Raw genomic sequence first — 17,332 nt, forward strand, 5'->3', positions numbered from 1 at the left:
GCGGCCCTTTTCTTTTGCCATAGGATGTGACCATGCCGAATTTCCTGCCCGATTTGCCAGAGGCGCGCATTCTGGAGGCTTTGTCCCGTGCGCCCGGCAATGAGCTGCGCTCGGGCAAGTTTGACTCTGCGGAATCGTCGGCGGCACTTGTTGCCAATGCCTTTGGCTGGTTTCTGGAGCGTCCCGGCACCCTGCCGCCGCTGCCCGGTGTGCCTGCAGGCGCGGTGGAAACAGTGGATCTGGAGGTCGAGATGCGGTTTCCGTGGTCAGGCGGGCGGCATCCCTGGCTGGATGTTGGGATCGTGACCCACACCACGCTGGTCGGCGTGGAAAGCAAGCGCTACGAGCCGTTCCGCCCTGCCAAACAGACCGGGTTTTCTGATGTGTATGACCGCCCGGTCTGGGGGACGAACATGGCGCGCTATACTTCCCTTGCACAGGCGCTGATCGCAGGCACGGCGGATTACCGGGTGCTGGATGCGGTGCAACTGGTCAAGCACGCCTATGGCATCCGGACACGGGCGCAAAAGCGGGCCTTGGGGGCAGTGTTGGTCTATCTCTATGCCGAGCCTGCGCAATGGGCCTCGGGCAAGCCTGTTGACCGGGCGCGCCAGGCGCAGCACCGGGACGAGATCGCGCGCTTTGGTGCGGCGGTGGCAGGGGATGATGTGGTGTTTGTGCCGATCTCGTGGGGTGATCTGCTGTGGCACTGGGACCGTGTGCCCGCCTTGCGCGCCCATGTGGCAGCGCTGCGGGCGCGGTTTGGAGATTTGGGCTGACCAGAGAGGTCAGCCTTGGCTGGCCGCCCTAACGGTCAGCTTTGGCTGGCATCGCCGCCGATCTTGCGGGGATAGACAAAGCCATGCAGCGGGCGGGCATTGCCGATCACGCCGGGGGTGCCTTCGACCTGCACCCGTGACCAGTCGTTGTTTTCAGACACGTCGATGACCGGCATCTTGAGCGAGATTTGGTTGCGGTGCCAGTTGGCGTGGTCGATCAGCACTTTGCGTTCGGACACCACTTCGGACACCACGGCAACGTGGCCAAGACGGCTGCTGGAATGCGGGGCGAAAACCATCACCGCGCCTTCTTCGGGGGCCGAGCCACGGAAGTAGACGCCTTTGGCTGCCTTCCACCATGTTCCAGCATTGCCCTTCAATTCGACTCCCGAAGCGGTGCGGGCAAAAGGCACACACCAGACCCGCGCGCCACGCGCCTGCTTTTCCTTGACCTCGGAAATGGCCTGAGCTTGCAGCATTGGATTGAACGACGACGGGGCTGGCGCGCTCATCGTGGATTTGGTGATGGCGTCGCCACAGGCGGTCAGCATGAGCAGGCTGGCACAAAGAAGAGTGGCGCGTGCGAAGCCGCGGGTCTGTCGTGTCAAAGTCAAATTGAACCGTCCCCAGATAGTATTTTCATGGCTTGTAACGCATGTTTCAGCGAGTGAAAGACTGCGTGACAGGGGGTGGCGGAAAGTTGCCGGTTCCGTGATCGGGGCCAGTTTTTCTAGGAACCTTTTTGCGCAAGCCGTTCTCGCCACAGCACAAACAGCCCGGCAAAAACAATGGTTGCGATGCCTGCCCATGCTACAGCATCGGGCCATTCCGCAAAAAAGGCCCAGCCCCAGAGGATGCCCCAAAGCATGGCGCTGTATTCAAAAGGCGTGACGGCATTGGCATCGGCGATGCGGTAGGCTTGGGTCAACAGCGTAAGCCCCAGCGCCGCAATCACCCCGCAGCCCGCCATAAGCGTTGCATCCAGCGGCGTGGGCCAGACCCATGCGCGCAGCAAAAACGCCAGCGACGGGTGCAGATCGGGGGCGGTGGTGCCGCCAAACCCCAAGGCCATGACGGTGGCGATCACCAAAAACACCAGATTGCCCCAGAACGCCATGGCAGCGGCACTTTCGCGCGCGCCCAACTGGCGGGCAAAGATCATCGACAGCCCATAGCACAGACCCGACAGAACCGGCAGCAGGGCCGCAATCTCGAACAACCCTGCTCCGGGGCGCAGGATCACCAGCACGCCGCCAAAGCCCACCAGCACCGCAAGCCCGCGCCGCCAGCCGACCGTTTCGCCCAGCATCGGCACGGACAGGATGGTGATAAACAGCGGCGCCGAGAAATAAAGCGCAACAGCGGTCGCCAGCGGCAAGGCGGGCAGCGCAAGGTAGTAGGCGGCATAGGCCACGAACATCACCAGACCCCGCCCGATCATTGCGTTGGTGCCGGGGGTGAAAAGCGTGCGCAAACCGCCATCACGGGCAGCAAGCAACAAGAGCAGCGGCAAAGCGGTCAGGCTGCGGAACACCATGGCCTGTGACAGCGGATAGCTGCCCGACAACAGTTTGAGGATCAGATCCTGCACGGAAAACAGCCCCAATCCCGCGCACAGGCACAAGATGCCAAGGGTGGAGTCGTGGCGCGGGGCAGGAAGGGCTGTCATCTATAGGCCTTGATCTGATTTGATTGGATCAGACCATGTGCCGGGTGGCGACGCGCCTCTGATGCCGACATGCGGGGTGTCGGCGATGGGCCAGCCTAGTCGGTGAGCGGAGGTTTGACAAAGCGCGCGCCCTTTGCTTTGCCCTTGGGCGCAAGCGTGATCAAGGGTGCCGCAGCGGGCGCAGTGGCAGCAGGGGCGTCGCCGGTGTCGGGCGCGGCGAGGGCCTGTTCCAGAAAGGCAGTCGCGGGGCCGGATTGCATCGTGGTGTCGGTTGCCATGGCGGCCAAGGCGGGCACTTTCGGATTGGCCTGCAGATAGCCAAAGGCCACCGCGACACCCAGCATCGACAGGCCACACAGAAGCAGGATCAGGCGCATGGGAAATGTCCGTCAGTTTGGAGTGACGTCTTTTGCCACGGCAATGGGGCCAAGTTTGGGCAAACCTTCGGCCAAAGCAAAAGGCCGCGCGGAGCGATCCGCGCGGCCTTTGGTCTGGCGGCAACGCCAGACTTATCTGAGAAGACCTTAGTCTTCCTGTGCTGCGCCGCCCAGATCGTCGAACAACTCGGCGATCTCGAAATCGGCTGCGGCTTCGGCTTCGGCGGCCAGATCCTGGATCGACTTGCCCGAGGCTTGCAGTTCGGCTTCTTCAGCCGAACGGGCCACGTTCAGGTTCATCCGCACGGTCACTTCCGGGTGCAGAACCACGGAAACAGAGTGGATGCCAAGATCTTTGATCGGCTTGTCGAGGACAACCTGACCACGGTTCACAGTGAACCCGCCATCGGTTGCCACTTCGGCGGCGTCACGGGTGGTGACGGAGCCGTAGAGAGCGCCCGAATCGGACGCAGAGCGGATGATGACGAAGGTCTGACCGTCCAGTTTGGCGGCCACAGCTTCGGCTTCTTTTTTGGTTTCAAGGTTCTGCGCTTCCAACTGGGCCTTTTTGGCCTCGAAGGATTTGATGTTGCCATCATTGGCGCGCAGCGCCTTGCCCTGCGGCAGCAGGAAGTTGCGGGCGTAACCGTCCTTGACGTTCACGACTTCGCCCATCTGGCCCAGCTTGGCCACGCGCTGAAGAAGGATCACTTGCATGTCTGGTGCTCCTTATTTCACGGCATAGGGCAGCAGGGCGAGGAAGCGGGCGCGCTTGATCGCACGGGCCAGCTCACGCTGCTTGATTGCGGATACGGCGGTGATACGCGACGGCACGATCTTGCCACGCTCAGAGATGTAGCGCTGCAGCAGACGTGTGTCTTTGTAGTCAATTGCCGGTGCATTGTCGCCCGAGAACGGGCAAACCTTGCGGCGGCGGAAAAATGGTTTGTTCGCCATGGTTTATGGTCCTTTCCTAAGGCTGATGATCAACGACGCGGGCCGCGGTCTGCACCGCGATCGGGGCGGTCACCGCCACCGAATGACGGACGTTCACGGCGTTCGCCGCCAAAGCCGCCACGGTCGCCATCACGGTCGCCACGTTCACGCTCGTCACGCTTTTGCATCTGCACGGATGGGCCTTCGCCATGAGCATCGACCTTGATGGTCAGGATGCGCATCACGTCATCATGCAAGCGCATTAGGCGTTCCATTTCCTGAACGGCGGCCGAAGGCGCATCCGATTTCAGAAAAGCGTAGTGGCCCTTGCGGTTTTTGTTGATCTTGTAGGCCATCGTTTTGACGCCCCAGTATTCCGACTCAACGACTTTGCCGCCGTTGTCCGAAAGCACTGCGGTGAAATGTTCGACAAGGCCTTCAGCCTGCGTGTTGGAAAGATCCTGACGCGCAATAAAGACATGCTCATACAGTGGCATGTATCGTCCTTTTCGTCTCGGGCGGCTTCAAAGACCAACGGCATTTGGCCTTTCCGCGGCCGGGTCACGAGAGGCATCGCCATTAAAAGGGATGCGGAAAGGATGGTGCGTTATACAGATCGCCCGCGCAGATGCAAGCGCGGCGCAGGCGGGTGGTTTGGTGCGCCACACGCAGGCGTTATGTTCACCAGCGCGCAGGTTTTGTTCGCTGGCCGTGAATTGTGCGGTTGCAGCATTTAGGGCAGGGTCCGCGACGTATTGTGGGCCATGGTGGCCCGCCCAGCCGGAGAGTTCTGAATGACCCGCATCGCCCCCATCGCCCTGATTGCCGCCCTTGCCGCTGCCCCCGCCTTTGCAGAAGCCGAAAAATATACGCTGGACGCCAGCCACAGCCAGATTGTGTTCAACTACAACCACCTTGGCTATTCGACCGGCTTCGGCATGTTCTCGGGCTTTGACGGCGAGATCATGTTTGATCAGGTCAACCCGGCCGCATCTTCCGTGACTGTGTCTTTCCCGGTCAAATCCATGCTGACCGGCTGGGAAGCCCGGTTCGAGCATTTCATGTCAGCTGATTTCTTTGGGGCCACCGATGAAGAGATGGTCACATTTACCTCGACCGCCATCGAAGTGACCGGCGAGAACACTGCCAAGATCACCGGCGACCTGACGCTGAACGATGTAACCAAATCGGTTGTGCTGGACGCTGTGCTCAATCAGGTCAGCGATCACCCGATGGAGAACAAGCCTTGGGCCGGTTTTGACGCCACGACCACGCTGCTGCGGTCGGATTTCAACGTCGGCGCCTTTGCGCCCTTCGTCAGCGATGAAGTGCAGGTTCAGATCTCGGTTGAAGCAATGAAGGCCGAATAAGGCGCGCATCAAAAAACGACAAAGGCCGCCGGGGCAATCCGGCGGCCTTTTTGCTGTGCAGCGCTTTGGTTGTGGGATCAGGACCGGTTGGCGGTCAGGTCCACGTCCACCACCACCCCGAACCCGACCGAAGATTCGTCGCCATAGCTGGCCCCCATGCCGAAATCGCGGCGGTCCAGGCTGGTTTGCCCGGTCATCGTGGCGGTGTCGCCGTCGATGGTCAGCGTAAAGGGCAGGGTCACTGGCACCTCGGCCCCGCGCAAGGTCAGGGTGCCTGTGGCCTCATATCTGCTGGCGGCGGGCAGGATGTTGGCGGTGAAGATCGCCTGCGGGAAGTTGGCGGTGTCAAAGAAATCGGCGGATTTGGCTTGGGTTGTCACCGAGCCAAGGGTCAGCGAGGCGGTATCAATGGTGACGGTGACGTTGCCATGGCTGCCGTTGGTGGCCACCTCGTCGAAGGTAATATCGGCGGACCATGTGGCAAAGCTGCCGCTGACGGACTGGCCCATCTGCGCCACACCAATGGACAGCGTGCCGGCAGACACCTGCCAGTTTCCGGCAGGCGCCGCGGCCACTGTGGGGGTGGTTGTGATGGGTTCGCCGCGTGGCAGAGCCGCGACACCTGCGCCAAGGCCAAACAGTGCCGCCGCAGTCAGGAGCGGCAGGGCAGTGCGCCGCGCCGGCACCGGGTTGGCGGGTGCGAGGGTGCCAAGCGTCATCCGGCGCAAGGTATCGTCACGGTCGATCACATGATGCTTCAGGGCACCAGCAATATGCAGAATGATCGAGACAATCATCAGCTTGGTAAACACCCAATGCGCAGAGCCTGCGGCCTGCGCTACCGCTTCGGATTGCGGCACAAAGGGCAAGCCTTGACCAAACGGCCACCAGATCGGCGCAAATCCGGTGACGGCGGCGTGATGCACCCAGCCGGTCAGCGGCACGGCAACAAGGCTGATATAGAGCATCCAGTGAACCAGCCGCGCGACCCACAACTCCAGCCGCCGTTCGGGGTGCAGCGGGGCGGGGTGGGCCTCAAGCAGTGCCCACAGGATGCGGCCAAGCGCCACGAAAAATACCACGACGCCAAGGGTTTTGTGCAGGGAAAACACCTGCGCTTTGAAAGCGAGCGACTGCGCCGTGTCATAGGGCAGGCGGTTGGCAATGATGCCAAGGGGGGCTGCAAGCAGGATCAGCGCGGCGGTGGTCCAGTGAAACAGGCGCGCGACCCTGCCATAAGAGCGGTGCGAATTGCGGGCGGACATGGGAAACTCCGGTCAATGATTTAGCGAGACGCTAGCGCTTTTTCTCAGCGAAGGCAGCATCCGCTGCTGCACAGCGCCTGTGCAAAGGGCGCAGTGATTGCGCTGCAGGCGGTGGCGCGCTATTTCAGGGCAGACATCAGACGGAGGGCACTATGGGCCGCGCATTCGTATTTCCGGGCCAGGGGGCCCAAACCATCGGCATGGGCCGCGCACTTGCCGAAGCCTATCCGGCAGCACAAGCAGTGTTCGACGAGGTTGACGACGCTTTGGGAGAGCAGCTTTCAACGCTGATCTGGGAGGGAGATATCGCAGAGCTGACCCTGACCCAGAACGCGCAACCAGCGCTGATGGCGACATCCATCGCCGCACTGCGGGCGATGGAGGCGGAAGGCTTTGGCATGGATCACGCCGATTTCGTGGCCGGGCATTCCTTGGGCGAATATTCGGCGCTGTGCGCGACCGGGGCGCTGACCCTGTCGGACACCGCGCGGCTGCTGCGCATCCGGGGCGCGGCCATGCAAGAGGCGGTGCCGGTGGGCATTGGTGCAATGGCGGCGATTCTGGGTCTCGATTTCGAGACGGTGGTGGCCGTCGCCGCCGAAGCGGCGGGCGATGAGGTGTGCCAGGCCGCAAATGACAATGACCCCGCACAGGTGGTGATTTCCGGCCATAAAGACGCGGTGGAACGCGCCATGGTGCTGGCCAAGGAGCGCGGCGCGAAACGTGCGTTGCTGCTGCCGGTGTCGGCCCCGTTCCATTGTGCGCTGATGGCCCCGGCGGCGCATGTGATGGCCGAAGCGTTTTCGGCGGTTGTGATTTCAAAGCCCGTCTGTCCGGTGGTGGTGAATGTGCGCGCCGAGGCAATTGAGGAGCCCGACCGGTTCCGCGATCTCTTGATCGCGCAGGTCACCGGGTCTGTGCGCTGGCGCGAGAGCATGTTGTGGATGGAGCGCGCCGGGGTGACCGAATATTGGGAGATCGGGGCCGGCAAGGCGCTGTCCGGGATGATCAAGCGGATCGTGCCGGGGGCCGAAACGCGGGCTGTGGGTGTTCCTGCGGATGTGCTGGCGCTGAAGGGCTGAGGCTTGCGCCTGGGGATGACCCCGGGGTGCTGTCTGCCCCCCGGCCCCCCCGAGAGTATTTCTACCAAGATGAAAAGGTCCGAGGAGGACAGTTGATATGTTTGATCTGACGGGAAAAACAGCGCTGGTGACGGGGGCTTCGGGCGGGATAGGTGCCGAGATTGCGCGCGTGCTGCACAGCGCCGGGGCCACGGTGGCGCTGTCGGGAACGCGGGTGGCGCCCTTGGAGGCGCTGGCGGCAGAGCTGGGAGAGCGGGCGCATGTTATTGCTTGCAACCTGTCTGACGCGGCCGAGGTTGAGGGGCTGGTCAAGCGCGCGGCTGAGGCGATGGGGTCGGTCGATGTGCTGGTCAACAATGCCGGGATCACCAAGGACGGGCTGATGATGCGGATGTCGGATGAGGATTGGCAGTCGGTGATCGACGTCAACCTGACGGCGACGTTCCGGCTGTGCCGGGCGGCGGTGCGCGGCATGATGAAGGCGCGTTGGGGTCGTATTGTGAACATCAGTTCCGTCGTTGGCACCACAGGCAATGGCGGGCAGGTGAACTATGCCGCCTCTAAGGCCGGGATGGTGGGGCTATCGAAATCGTTGGCGGCGGAAGTGGCCAGCCGCGGAATCACGGTGAACTGCGTGGCGCCGGGCTTTATTGAGACCGCGATGACGGAAAAGCTGAATGACGCGCAGCGCGGGGCGATTCTGGGGGCGGTGCCAGCGGGCCGGATGGGCACGCCGCAGGAGATTGCGGCGGCGGTGCTGTATCTGGCCTCGATTGAGGCAGGATATGTCACAGGTGCCACCTTGCATGTGAACGGCGGTATGGCCATGGTATCGTGACAACACAGGGTCCGGCCTGGCTTTGTGAAAGCGTTTGCCTAAGCGTGCGGCCCTTGCTATAGGCGCGCTGGAAATCGCCGGATCAAACCGGTGTCGTCGCCCCGTTGCGATGGAGTAGCCCCGTGAGGGGCAAGGACAAGAGACGGGAAAGCCTCCCGCTGGATAAAAGAGGAAGTGACATGAGCGACATCGCTGACCGCGTGAAGAAGATCGTCGTTGAGCATCTGGGCGTTGAAGAGGACAAGGTCACCGAGACCGCATCCTTCATCGACGATCTGGGCGCGGACTCGCTCGACACTGTCGAACTGGTCATGGCGTTCGAGGAAGAATTCGGGATCGAGATTCCCGATGACGCCGCCGAAACCATTCAGACCTTTGGCGATGCTGTGAAGTTCATCACCGAAGCGGCCTGATCTGCGGATTACGGCTTCTGGTTTACGGAACGGGCACCCCTTTGTGGGTGCCTTTTTCGTTGGTGGTGCTGTGAGGCGCTGCAGGTAGAGACGGGTGGCCGATACGGGTCGATCCGTCGTCAGGCCCTTAACGGCGGGCCGTTTTCGCGCGGGCGTCTGAGGGGGCGTCAGAAAAAGGCCCCGTGTCCTGTACGGGACCGGGGCCTGGTGATGTGTGTGCGGGCTTGGATCAGAACGGGATTTCGTCGTCGAGGTCGGAGCGGCCTGCGGGGGCCCTGTCGCCTCCACGCGCGCCACCACCAGAGCTGCCGCCCATACCACCACCGCCCGAAGGCGCGCTGCCGTAATCGTCATAGCCGCCGCGATCGTCATAGCCGCCGCCCTGCGAGCCGCCAGCACCACCGCCGCCGCCTTCGCCGCGACCGCCCAGCAGGGTCAGTTCGCCCCGGTACTGGCGCAGCACGATCTCGGTAGTGTAGCGGTCGGCGCCCGACTGGTCCTGCCATTTGCGGGTTTCCAGCTGGCCTTCGATATACACGGTCGAGCCTTTGCGCAGGTATTGTTCGGCAATCTTGGCCAGACCCTCGTTGAAGATCGCCACCGAATGCCATTCGGTGCGTTCTTTACGTTCGCCCGTTTGTTTGTCACGCCAGTTTTCGGACGTGGCGATACGCAGGTTTACCACCTTGCCGCCATTGGCAAAGCTGCGCACCTCGGGGTCGCGGCCCAGATTGCCGACGATAATGACCTTGTTGACCGAGCCTGCCATGGAATCCTCCGCTATATGTCGCCCCGGAAATATCTCCGGTCTTGGTTAAGAAACCTATACCGGGCACGCGGCGGGGCTGCAATGCGCAGAGGGGGCGGGAATGCGTCGGAAATGTTGGCAACATTCCGCCGATGGCATGTTTTGACAGCGACGCGGATGGCAGGGACTGGATCGCCCCGAAAAATTCCCTATAGTCACCGGGTCTGAGGCAATCCGGAAGTGTTACATGAAGCTGAGTGCGGCGGTCTTTTCTGTGTCCTTGGCCGTAGCCTTGTCCGGGTTGGTGCCTGCTGCGGGCTTTGCCGAAGGTCTGAACCTGTCTGGCTCTGGCAAGAACCGGGCCTCGGTGTTCAACTCACAGAAAAAACTGCTCGATGGCCGCTTGGCCAAGCAATATGAGGCGTCGGCCCGTCTGACGCCGCAGGGCAAAGCCAAAGTAATCGCGCCGACGGAAACGACGGCCCCGCGCTATTCCGGGCGCTATAAGGGCGAGTATCTGACTGTTGCGCGTGCGATGGCCAGTCGCCATGGCATCCCAGAGGATCTGTTCCTGCGGCTGGTGCAGCAGGAATCGGGTTGGAATGCGGGGGCTGTGTCGCATAAGGGCGCAACCGGGCTTGCGCAGCTGATGCCGGGAACCGCGCAGAAACTGGGGGTGGATATCAACGATCCGCACCAGAATCTTGAGGGTGGCGCGCGCTATCTGAAGATGATGTATCAAAAATTCGGCAGCTGGCGTCTGGCACTCGCGGCCTATAACGCGGGCCCGGGGGCGGTGGAAAAGCACAATGGTATTCCGCCATACCCCGAGACGGTGAATTACGTGAAGGCGATTCTGGGCTAGGCTTTGTCTGATCTGGCCTCAAGGCGGACAAAGGGGGCGGCGCAATGGATGCGCCGCCCCCTTTGCGTTACCACAGATGGGCGACGTGCGGCGCGATCAGGCGGTCGTAGACATCCCGCACCGCCCGCATCTGATCGGCACTAAGGCCGGGCAGATCGGCGGCGGCCGCGTTGGCCTGTGCCTGCGCCGGAGTTTTTGCGCCCGGAATAACCACGGTGACGGCCTGTTCCATCATGATCCAGCGCAGGGCAAAGGCGGCCATGGGGGTGCCTTGGGGGATCAGGGGGCGCAGCGCCTCGACCGCGTCCAGTGCCACGTCAAACGGCACACCGCTGAAGGTCTCGCCCTTGTCAAACGCCTCGCCGTTGCGGTTGAAGCTGCGGTGATCATCGGCGGCAAAGGTACTGTCGGTGGTCATCTTGCCGGTCAACAGGCCCGAGGCCAGTGGCACGCGGGCAACAACGGCGACGTTTTGCGCGCGGGCCTGGGCAAAGAAGGCGTCGGCGGGCTTCATGCGGAACATGTTGTAGATGATCTGCACCGACACCACGCCGGGGTTCTGGATCGCGGCCATCGCCTCTGCCACGGTTTCCACTGATACGCCGTAATTGGCGATTTTGCCCTTGGCCTTGATCGCATCAAGGGCGGCAAACATCGCTGGGTCGGAATAGACCGGGGTGGGCGGGCAATGCAGTTGCACCAGATCAAGACACTCGACCCCAAGGTTTTTCAGGCTGCGATCGATGAAGGCTTCTATCGCGGCCCCGGTATAGGCCTCGGCGGTGTGAGGGTTCAGACGGCGGCCTGCTTTGGTTGCAACAAAGGGGCGGTTGCCGCCGCGCGCGCCCAGCACCTCGGCGATGATCTGTTCGCTGCGCCCGTCGCCATAGACATCGGCGGTGTCGATGAAGGTCATTCCGGCATCAAGGGCTGCGTTCAGCGTGGCCTTTGCGTCATCCCATGTGACCTCGCCCCATGTGCCGCCGATAGCCCATGCGCCAAAGCCGATCGGGGTGGTCGTGCGGCCTGTGCGGCCAAAATTGCGAGTCTGCATGCGGATCCTCCGTGTGTTTGCGCTAGCCTAGGGGCTGGGGTCGCAGATTGCCATGGTGACGCAGGGCCTTTTCGCCACGCATGGGCTGCGCTAGGGGTAGGGCATGGAATTGGTGGTCGAAAATCTGTCCGTTGCGCGCGGCGGTCTGACGGTGCTGGAGGGCGTAAGCTTTTCGCTGGCAGCGGGGCAGGCGTTGATTTTGCGTGGGCCGAACGGGGTGGGCAAGACCACGCTGTTGCGCACGCTGGCAGGGTTGCAGCCTGCGGTGACCGGATCGGTCAGCGCACCGCCCGAAAGCCTGACCTATGCCGCCCATGCCGACGGGCTGAAGGCGGTGCTGACGGTCGAGGAAAACCTGCAATTCTGGGCGGCGATCCACGGCGTTGGCGGGGTCGCGCAGGCGATGGCACAAATGAACCTGACAGAGTTGCGCGCGCGCCGGGCCGCGAACCTGTCGGCGGGGCAAAAGCGGCGGCTGGGGCTGGCGCGGTTGCTGGTGACGGGGCGTTCGGTTTGGGTGCTGGATGAACCCACCGTCTCGCTGGATGTGGCCAGCGTGGCCTTGTTCGCGGGCGTGGTGCGGGCGCATCTGGCGGCTGGCGGCATGGCGCTGATTGCCACCCATATTGATCTGGGGTTGACTGAAGCCGGGGTGCTGGAGCTTGCGCCGTATAAGGCAAAGACACCCGTTGCGACCGGTGGATTCGACGAGGCATTCACATGATTGCGCTGTTGATCCGTGATTTGCGGCTGGCCTTTCGCGCCGGGGGCGGCTTTGGCCTGGGCCTTGCGTTTTTCCTGCTGGTGGCGGTACTGGTGCCATTGGGTGTGGGGCCAGAGGGCGCGACCTTGGCAAAAATCGCGCCCGGTATCCTGTGGGTGGGTGCGCTGCTGGCCTGTTTGTTATCACTGGACCGCATCTTTGCATTGGATTTTGAGGATGGCTCGCTGGACCTGCTGGCCACTTCGCCCATTCCGCTGGAAGGCGTGGTGGCCATCAAGGCGCTGGCGCATTGGCTGGTGACGGGCTTGCCGCTGACCCTTGCCGCCCCTGTGCTGGGGGTGCTTTTGAACCTGCCGGGGCCGGGCTATCTGTGGCTGGTTGTCAGCCTTGCTGCTGGCACGCCTGCGCTGTCGGTGATCGGGGCATTTGGGGCGGCTCTGACGGTTGGGATCAAACGCGGCGGCTTGCTGCTATCGCTGCTGGTGCTGCCCTTGTATGTGCCGACGCTGATTTTCGGGGCCGAAGTGGTGAAGCGCGGTGCCGCGGGGGCTGATGTGTCTGTGCCTTTGCTGCTGCTGGCGGGCATTACGGCGGGGGCGCTTGCGCTGTTACCTTTTGCGGCGGCGGCAGCAATCCGCGTCAACCTGCGCTGATCTGTGACCTGCCCGCGGCCGCTTTGACATGATAGTGACTTGAGACGCATACCTAGAGAGGATACGCCAGCCCGATGTCGTTATGGGAATATGCCAATCCAAAGAAGTTCATGCAGGTTTCGGCCGGGGTCTTGCCATGGGTTGTTGGCCTGACGGGCCTTTGTCTGGTGGTCGGGCTGGTCTGGGGGTTCTTTTTCACCCCCGATGATTACAAGCAGGGATCTACGGTCAAGATCCTGTTCGTGCATGTGCCAACCGCGATGATGGCGATCAACGCTTGGGTGATGATGCTGGTGGCCAGCCTGATCTGGCTGGTGCGGCGCCATCATGTGTCGGCGTTGGCGGCCAAGGCTGCTGCTCCGGTCGGGCTGACCTTTACCGCGATTGCGCTGGTGACGGGCGCGTTCTGGGGCCAGCCGATGTGGGGAACATGGTGGGCCTGGGATCCGCGCCTGACCGCGTTTTTGATTCTGGCGCTGTTCTACCTTGGGTATATGGCGCTGTGGCAGGCGGTCGAAGACCCCGACACCGCAGCCGACCTGACGGCGGTTTTGTGCATGGTGGGGTCGGTGTTTGCGGTGCTGTCGCGCTATGCGGTGAAATTCTGGAACCAAGGGCTGCATCAGGATTCGACGATCCTGAAGGTGGGTGAAAAAGACCCGTTGGATGTGGCCTATTATCTGCCGCTTCTTGTGTGCATCGCGGGGTTCGTGCTGCTGTTCGTGGCGCTGGTGTTGATACGGACCCGCACAGAGATTCGCGCGCGCCGACTGTCGGCCCTGCAGGCACGGGAGCGTATTGCATGATGCCTGATCTGGGAAAATATGCGGTTGCGGTGTTGTCCTCTTATGGCGCGTCACTGGCCTTGCTGATTGCGGTGATCGCGTTGACACTGTGGCAAGGGCGGCGGGTGAAACGGCAATTGGACGAGGTTGAGGCGCGACAGGGGAAGCAAGATGGCTAAATGGCTGATGGTGCTGCCCCCGGTGATCTTTGCCGGGCTGGCAGGGGCGTTCTACGTCAGTATGATGCAGAAGAACCCCAACGATATGCCGACCGCGTTTCAGAACCGCGCTGCCCCGGTGGTGCCTTTGACGGGGCTTGCGGGCGTTCCGCTGCTGACCGATGCTGATTTGCGCACGGGGCAGGTCACGGTGGTCAACTTCTTTGCCACATGGTGCCCGCCTTGCCGGGCCGAACATCCGGTGCTGATGCAAATGGCGGCAGATGGCGTGCGGGTGGGGGCCATCAACATCATGGATAATGATGCCAAGGCGATTGCCTATCTGGCAGAGGAGGGCAACCCGTTCATCGGCGTGGCCACCGACCCACAGGGCCGCAACCGGGTGGAATGGGGTGTGACAGCACCACCAGAGACCTTCATCATCCGCGGTGATGGTACGGTGGCGATGCGCTTTATCGGGCCGCTGATCGGGACGGATTACGAGAACCGGTTCAAACCTGCACTGGCCGAGGCATTGGCAGCGCAAGCGCCGGGCTGACCTAGGGTCAGCCCACGACAAGCAGACCCAGCAGGGCAAATACCCCAAACTCTGCCCAAGGCAGTTGAGGCAGGCCGCGCGCCTTTGCTTTTGCGGGCGGCTGCGGAACGAGTGGGGGGAAGCGAGCAGGCATGTGGCAGGCCTTTCATCATGGGGCCGCGCCAGAGTCGCACAACGAGATGAACGGGAACTTAACAAGAACAAGGCCCGGAACTTTCGTTCCGGGCCTCGGTTCAGCAAAGACGCCTGCAAGCGCCGATAAGCGACGGCTCAGGACTTTGCCAGATCGCGCAGCACATAGTGCAACACGCCGCCGTGTTCGACATATTCGATCTCGATTTCGGTATCGATACGGCACTTGATCTGGATGGTCTTTTCGGTGCCATCGGCATACTTGATCGTGCAAGGCACCAACGACAGCGGTTTCAGATCGCCGTCAAGACCGTGGATCGACACCACCTCATCCCCGGTCAGGTTCAGCGATTTGCGCGTGGCACCTTCGGTGAACTCGAACGGAATCACACCCATACCAACGAGGTTGGAGCGGTGGATACGCTCAAACGATTCCGCGATCACCGCCTTGACGCCCAGTAAAGCCGTGCCCTTGGCAGCCCAGTCGCGCGACGAGCCTGCGCCGTATTCGATGCCGCCAAAGATTACCAAAGGCGTGCCCGCCTCTTGATAGGCCATCGACGCATCATAGATGCTGGTCTGCGCGCCATCAGGGCCCTTGGTATAACCGCCCTCTACATCCGACAGCATCTCGTTCTTGATGCGGATGTTGGCAAAGGTGCCGCGCATCATCACTTCATGGTTGCCACGACGCGAGCCGTAAGAGTTGAACTCGGATGTCGGAACCTGACGGTCTGTCAGATACTTACCAGCCGGAGTGGATCCTTTGAACGAACCCGCAGGCGAGATGTGGTCAGTGGTGATCATGTCACCCAGCAGTGCCAGAACGCGCGCGCTCTCGATGTTCGAAATCACGCCCGGAGTCTTGGACATGCCTTTAAAATAGGGCGGGTTCTGGATGTAGGTGGACGAGGTTGGCCAGTCATAGGTTTCGGAATCCGTTACCTTCACGGCTTGCCATTTCTCGTCGCCCTTGAACACGTCAGCGTATTTCTTCTGGAATGCCGCCCGCGTGACGACCGCATGCACGGTGTCGGCGATTTCCTTGTTGGTGGGCCAGATGTCGCGCAGATAAACCGGATTGCCATCCTTTGACGTGCCGATCGCATCCTTGGTGATGTCGATGTTCATGTCGCCCGCAAGCGCATAAGCGACGACTAGTGGCGGTGAGGCCAGATAGTTGGCGCGCACATCCGGGCTGATCCGGCCTTCAAAGTTGCGGTTGCCCGACAGAACGGATGTCGCCACCAGATCACCGTCATTGATGGCCTTGGAAATCGCAGGATCAAGCGGGCCGGAATTGCCGATACATGTGGTGCAGCCATAGCCGACAAGGTTGAAGCCGACGGCATCCAGGTCTTCTTGCAGACCTGCGGCGTTCAGGTATTCCGACACCACCTGACTGCCCGGTGCCAGCGAGGTTTTCACCCACGGCTTGCGATTCAGGCCAAGCGCGCGGGCTTTGCGCGCCACGAGACCCGCGCCGATCATCACATAAGGGTTCGACGTGTTGGTGCATGATGTGATCGAGGCGATCACAACTGACCCGTCGCGCAGAACGTAATCCTGGCCCTCAACCGCTGCGGTGGACAGGCCGTCGTGGTTGCCGGGCAGAACCGCCGGGGCAGGGTTGCCGCCTTCGGCTACCATTTCGGCCTTTTCCAGAACCGGCACTTCGGGAGCTTTACGCATGCCGCGGATATAATCGCCAAATGCCTGTGCGGCGGTGGTCAGGGGCAGGTAATCCTGCGGACGCTTTGGCCCTGAAATCGCGGGCACGATGGTGCCCATGTCCAACTCCAGCGTGCTGGTGTAGATCGGGCTGTAATCCGCGTCGCGCCACATGCCATTGGCTTTGGCATACGCCTCGACCAGTGCAATCCGGGATTCGTCCCGACCAGTCATGTGCAGATAGCGCAGGGTTTCGGCGTCAATCGGGAAGAAGCCGCAGGTGGCGCCGTATTCTGGGGCCATGTTGGCGATGGTGGCACGGTCGGCCAGCGGCAGCCGGTCCAGCCCGTCGCCATAGAATTCAACGAACTTGCTGACAACGCCATGTTTGCGCAGCATTTGCACGACTTTCAGCACCAGATCCGTGGCCGTGGTGCCTTCCATCATCGCGCCCGTCAGCTTGAAGCCGACAACCTCGGGGATCAGCATGGATACCGGTTGGCCCAGCATCGCGGCCTCGGCCTCGATGCCGCCCACGCCCCAGCCCAGAACGGCCAGTCCGTTGACCATGGTGGTGTGGCTGTCGGTGCCGACAAGCGTGTCAGGGTAAGCGACAGGGTTGCCATCCTGATCGGTATCGGTCCAGACGGTCTGCGCCAGATATTCAAGGTTCACCTGATGGCAGATGCCGGTGCCCGGTGGCACCACGCGGAAATTGTTGAACGCGTTCTGACCCCATTTCAGGAAAACATAACGCTCCATATTCCGTTCATATTCGCGGTCAACGTTGGCCTGAAATGCGCGCGGAGTGCCGAATTCGTCGATCATGACCGAGTGGTCGATGACCAGATCGACCGGGTTCAGCGGGTTGATCTTTTGCGCATTGCCGCCAAGGCCAAGGATGCCATCGCGCATCGCGGCAAGGTCAACCACAGCGGGAACGCCAGTGAAATCCTGCATCAGCACGCGGGCCGGACGGTAAGCGATCTCGCGCGGGTTCTTGCCGCCCAGCTTGCCCCAATCGGAAAACGCCTTGATGTCGTCAACCGAGACGGTCTTACCATCCTCAAACCGCAGCATGTTTTCCAGCACCACTTTAAGCGCGGCAGGAAGGCGTGAGAATTCGCCCAAGCCCGCGGCCTCGGCTGCGGGGATCGAGTAATAGCTGACGGTCTGGCCGCCCGCTGTCAGGGATTTGCGGGTTTTCTGGCTGTCATGTCCGACGGTGACGGTCATTTTGGGCCTCTTGGCTAT

Annotated in this window: 21 protein-coding genes; 11 read left to right on the forward strand and 10 right to left on the reverse strand. The window is 61.9% G+C overall.

Features of this window, described 5'->3' with window-relative positions; genetic code table 11:
- Positions 1-32 precede the first annotated feature (32 nt).
- On the forward strand, positions 33-779 hold the full coding sequence (locus tag Q8K08_RS19645) for a hypothetical protein (RefSeq protein WP_304797468.1): 747 nt from the start codon (positions 33-35) through the stop codon (positions 777-779).
- A gap of 35 nt (positions 780-814) precedes the next feature.
- Here Q8K08_RS19645 and Q8K08_RS19650 read toward each other — a convergent pair whose 3' ends face one another.
- The 6 genes from Q8K08_RS19650 to rpsF all read right to left on the reverse strand — a co-directional run bounded on the left by Q8K08_RS19650 (position 815) and on the right by rpsF (position 4,258).
- A complete protein-coding gene (locus tag Q8K08_RS19650; protein WP_305251440.1) occupies positions 815-1,387 on the reverse strand; it encodes a CHAP domain-containing protein in 573 nt (190 codons plus the stop codon).
- A gap of 122 nt (positions 1,388-1,509) precedes the next feature.
- Positions 1,510-2,448, reverse strand: a complete 939-nt coding sequence (locus Q8K08_RS19655) for a DMT family transporter (protein WP_304797471.1) — start codon at positions 2,446-2,448, stop codon at positions 1,510-1,512.
- Positions 2,449-2,543: 95 nt separating this feature from the next.
- Positions 2,544-2,825 carry a hypothetical protein gene (locus tag Q8K08_RS19660; RefSeq protein WP_304797473.1) on the reverse strand — a complete coding sequence of 94 codons (282 nt, stop codon included), beginning with the start codon at positions 2,823-2,825 and terminating at the stop codon, positions 2,544-2,546.
- Positions 2,826-2,972: 147 nt separating this feature from the next.
- A complete protein-coding gene (gene rplI / locus Q8K08_RS19665; RefSeq protein WP_304797475.1) occupies positions 2,973-3,542 on the reverse strand; it encodes a 50S ribosomal protein L9 in 570 nt (189 codons plus the stop codon).
- Between the two features lie 12 nt (positions 3,543-3,554).
- Positions 3,555-3,782, reverse strand: a complete 228-nt coding sequence (gene rpsR, locus Q8K08_RS19670) for a 30S ribosomal protein S18 (RefSeq protein WP_100198517.1) — start codon at positions 3,780-3,782, stop codon at positions 3,555-3,557.
- A 29-nt stretch (positions 3,783-3,811) separates the two neighbouring features.
- Positions 3,812-4,258 (reverse strand): 30S ribosomal protein S6, encoded by a 447-nt coding sequence (gene rpsF, locus Q8K08_RS19675; RefSeq protein ID WP_304797480.1) that lies wholly within the window; start codon positions 4,256-4,258, stop codon positions 3,812-3,814.
- A gap of 297 nt (positions 4,259-4,555) precedes the next feature.
- Between rpsF and Q8K08_RS19680 the strand changes: the two genes are divergently transcribed.
- The gene (locus Q8K08_RS19680; protein WP_304801466.1) at positions 4,556-5,131 is read left to right on the forward strand and encodes a YceI family protein; all 576 of its coding nucleotides are present in this window, start codon (positions 4,556-4,558) and stop codon (positions 5,129-5,131) included.
- A gap of 77 nt (positions 5,132-5,208) precedes the next feature.
- On the opposite strand, the gene Q8K08_RS19685 is transcribed toward Q8K08_RS19680, so the two are convergent.
- Complete coding sequence (locus tag Q8K08_RS19685) at positions 5,209-6,396, reverse strand: cytochrome b/b6 domain-containing protein (RefSeq protein ID WP_305251445.1); 1,188 nt, start codon at positions 6,394-6,396, stop codon at positions 5,209-5,211.
- Positions 6,397-6,548: 152 nt separating this feature from the next.
- Between Q8K08_RS19685 and fabD the strand changes: the two genes are divergently transcribed.
- The 3 genes from fabD (at position 6,549) to Q8K08_RS19700 (ending at position 8,729) form a co-directional block, all read left to right on the forward strand.
- A complete protein-coding gene (gene fabD, locus Q8K08_RS19690; RefSeq protein ID WP_305251447.1) occupies positions 6,549-7,478 on the forward strand; it encodes an ACP S-malonyltransferase in 930 nt (309 codons plus the stop codon).
- A 97-nt stretch (positions 7,479-7,575) separates the two neighbouring features.
- Positions 7,576-8,316: a 3-oxoacyl-[acyl-carrier-protein] reductase gene (fabG, locus tag Q8K08_RS19695; RefSeq protein ID WP_305251448.1), complete on the forward strand. Its 741-nt coding sequence runs from the start codon at positions 7,576-7,578 to the stop codon at positions 8,314-8,316.
- 179 nt (positions 8,317-8,495) lie between these two features.
- A complete protein-coding gene (locus tag Q8K08_RS19700) occupies positions 8,496-8,729 on the forward strand; it encodes an acyl carrier protein (RefSeq protein WP_013067402.1) in 234 nt (77 codons plus the stop codon).
- Between the two features lie 229 nt (positions 8,730-8,958).
- Here the strand turns inward: Q8K08_RS19700 and ssb are convergent, their stop codons facing one another.
- On the reverse strand, positions 8,959-9,498 hold the full coding sequence (gene ssb / locus Q8K08_RS19705; RefSeq protein ID WP_304804893.1) for a single-stranded DNA-binding protein: 540 nt from the start codon (positions 9,496-9,498) through the stop codon (positions 8,959-8,961).
- Between the two features lie 226 nt (positions 9,499-9,724).
- On the opposite strand from ssb, the gene Q8K08_RS19710 reads away from it, so the two are divergent.
- Complete coding sequence (locus Q8K08_RS19710; protein ID WP_304804890.1) at positions 9,725-10,342, forward strand: lytic transglycosylase domain-containing protein; 618 nt, start codon at positions 9,725-9,727, stop codon at positions 10,340-10,342.
- A gap of 67 nt (positions 10,343-10,409) precedes the next feature.
- Here the strand turns inward: Q8K08_RS19710 and Q8K08_RS19715 are convergent, their stop codons facing one another.
- On the reverse strand, positions 10,410-11,396 hold the full coding sequence (locus tag Q8K08_RS19715) for an aldo/keto reductase (RefSeq protein WP_304804888.1): 987 nt from the start codon (positions 11,394-11,396) through the stop codon (positions 10,410-10,412).
- Between the two features lie 103 nt (positions 11,397-11,499).
- Here Q8K08_RS19715 and ccmA point away from each other — a divergent pair, with 103 nt between their 5' ends.
- The 5 genes from ccmA (at position 11,500) to Q8K08_RS19740 (ending at position 14,275) form a co-directional block, all read left to right on the forward strand.
- Positions 11,500-12,120: a heme ABC exporter ATP-binding protein CcmA gene (ccmA, locus tag Q8K08_RS19720; RefSeq protein WP_305251470.1), complete on the forward strand. Its 621-nt coding sequence runs from the start codon at positions 11,500-11,502 to the stop codon at positions 12,118-12,120.
- Positions 12,117-12,773: a heme exporter protein CcmB gene (gene ccmB / locus Q8K08_RS19725; RefSeq protein ID WP_304804884.1), complete on the forward strand. Its 657-nt coding sequence runs from the start codon at positions 12,117-12,119 to the stop codon at positions 12,771-12,773. Before ccmA ends, ccmB begins: the two co-directional genes overlap by 4 nt.
- Before the next feature lie 74 nt (positions 12,774-12,847).
- Entirely contained in the window at positions 12,848-13,579 is a 732-nt protein-coding gene (locus Q8K08_RS19730; RefSeq protein WP_304804882.1) for a heme ABC transporter permease, read from the forward strand.
- The gene (ccmD, locus tag Q8K08_RS19735; RefSeq protein ID WP_304804879.1) at positions 13,576-13,737 is read left to right on the forward strand and encodes a heme exporter protein CcmD; all 162 of its coding nucleotides are present in this window, start codon (positions 13,576-13,578) and stop codon (positions 13,735-13,737) included. The genes Q8K08_RS19730 and ccmD overlap by 4 nt, the downstream gene beginning before the upstream one ends.
- A complete protein-coding gene (locus Q8K08_RS19740; RefSeq protein WP_305251473.1) occupies positions 13,730-14,275 on the forward strand; it encodes a DsbE family thiol:disulfide interchange protein in 546 nt (181 codons plus the stop codon). The genes ccmD and Q8K08_RS19740 overlap by 8 nt, the downstream gene beginning before the upstream one ends.
- 270 nt (positions 14,276-14,545) lie before the next feature.
- Here Q8K08_RS19740 and acnA read toward each other — a convergent pair whose 3' ends face one another.
- The gene (gene acnA, locus Q8K08_RS19745) at positions 14,546-17,314 is read right to left on the reverse strand and encodes an aconitate hydratase AcnA (RefSeq protein WP_305251475.1); all 2,769 of its coding nucleotides are present in this window, start codon (positions 17,312-17,314) and stop codon (positions 14,546-14,548) included.
- Between the last annotated feature and the right edge of the window lie 18 nt (positions 17,315-17,332).

Origin of the sequence: Pseudotabrizicola sp. (genome assembly GCF_030684215.1) — a bacterium.
In the GTDB taxonomy this organism is placed as follows: domain Bacteria; phylum Pseudomonadota; class Alphaproteobacteria; order Rhodobacterales; family Rhodobacteraceae; genus Pseudotabrizicola.

Coding starts and splice junctions, on each gene's coding strand:
- Q8K08_RS19645 (WP_304797468.1), top strand. CDS start 33: ATGCCGAATTTCCTGCCCGATTTGCCAGAGGCGCGCATTCTGGAGGCT.
- Q8K08_RS19655 (WP_304797471.1), bottom strand. CDS start 2,448: ATGACAGCCCTTCCTGCCCCGCGCCACGACTCCACCCTTGGCATCTTG.
- Q8K08_RS19660 (WP_304797473.1), bottom strand. CDS start 2,825: ATGCGCCTGATCCTGCTTCTGTGTGGCCTGTCGATGCTGGGTGTCGCG.
- rplI (WP_304797475.1), bottom strand. CDS start 3,542: ATGCAAGTGATCCTTCTTCAGCGCGTGGCCAAGCTGGGCCAGATGGGC.
- rpsR (WP_100198517.1), bottom strand. CDS start 3,782: ATGGCGAACAAACCATTTTTCCGCCGCCGCAAGGTTTGCCCGTTCTCG.
- rpsF (WP_304797480.1), bottom strand. CDS start 4,258: ATGCCACTGTATGAGCATGTCTTTATTGCGCGTCAGGATCTTTCCAAC.
- Q8K08_RS19680 (WP_304801466.1), top strand. CDS start 4,556: ATGACCCGCATCGCCCCCATCGCCCTGATTGCCGCCCTTGCCGCTGCC.
- Q8K08_RS19685 (WP_305251445.1), bottom strand. CDS start 6,396: ATGTCCGCCCGCAATTCGCACCGCTCTTATGGCAGGGTCGCGCGCCTG.
- fabD (WP_305251447.1), top strand. CDS start 6,549: ATGGGCCGCGCATTCGTATTTCCGGGCCAGGGGGCCCAAACCATCGGC.
- fabG (WP_305251448.1), top strand. CDS start 7,576: ATGTTTGATCTGACGGGAAAAACAGCGCTGGTGACGGGGGCTTCGGGC.
- Q8K08_RS19700 (WP_013067402.1), top strand. CDS start 8,496: ATGAGCGACATCGCTGACCGCGTGAAGAAGATCGTCGTTGAGCATCTG.
- ssb (WP_304804893.1), bottom strand. CDS start 9,498: ATGGCAGGCTCGGTCAACAAGGTCATTATCGTCGGCAATCTGGGCCGC.
- Q8K08_RS19710 (WP_304804890.1), top strand. CDS start 9,725: ATGAAGCTGAGTGCGGCGGTCTTTTCTGTGTCCTTGGCCGTAGCCTTG.
- Q8K08_RS19715 (WP_304804888.1), bottom strand. CDS start 11,396: ATGCAGACTCGCAATTTTGGCCGCACAGGCCGCACGACCACCCCGATC.
- ccmA (WP_305251470.1), top strand. CDS start 11,500: ATGGAATTGGTGGTCGAAAATCTGTCCGTTGCGCGCGGCGGTCTGACG.
- ccmB (WP_304804884.1), top strand. CDS start 12,117: ATGATTGCGCTGTTGATCCGTGATTTGCGGCTGGCCTTTCGCGCCGGG.
- Q8K08_RS19730 (WP_304804882.1), top strand. CDS start 12,848: ATGTCGTTATGGGAATATGCCAATCCAAAGAAGTTCATGCAGGTTTCG.
- ccmD (WP_304804879.1), top strand. CDS start 13,576: ATGATGCCTGATCTGGGAAAATATGCGGTTGCGGTGTTGTCCTCTTAT.
- Q8K08_RS19740 (WP_305251473.1), top strand. CDS start 13,730: ATGGCTAAATGGCTGATGGTGCTGCCCCCGGTGATCTTTGCCGGGCTG.
- acnA (WP_305251475.1), bottom strand. CDS start 17,314: ATGACCGTCACCGTCGGACATGACAGCCAGAAAACCCGCAAATCCCTG.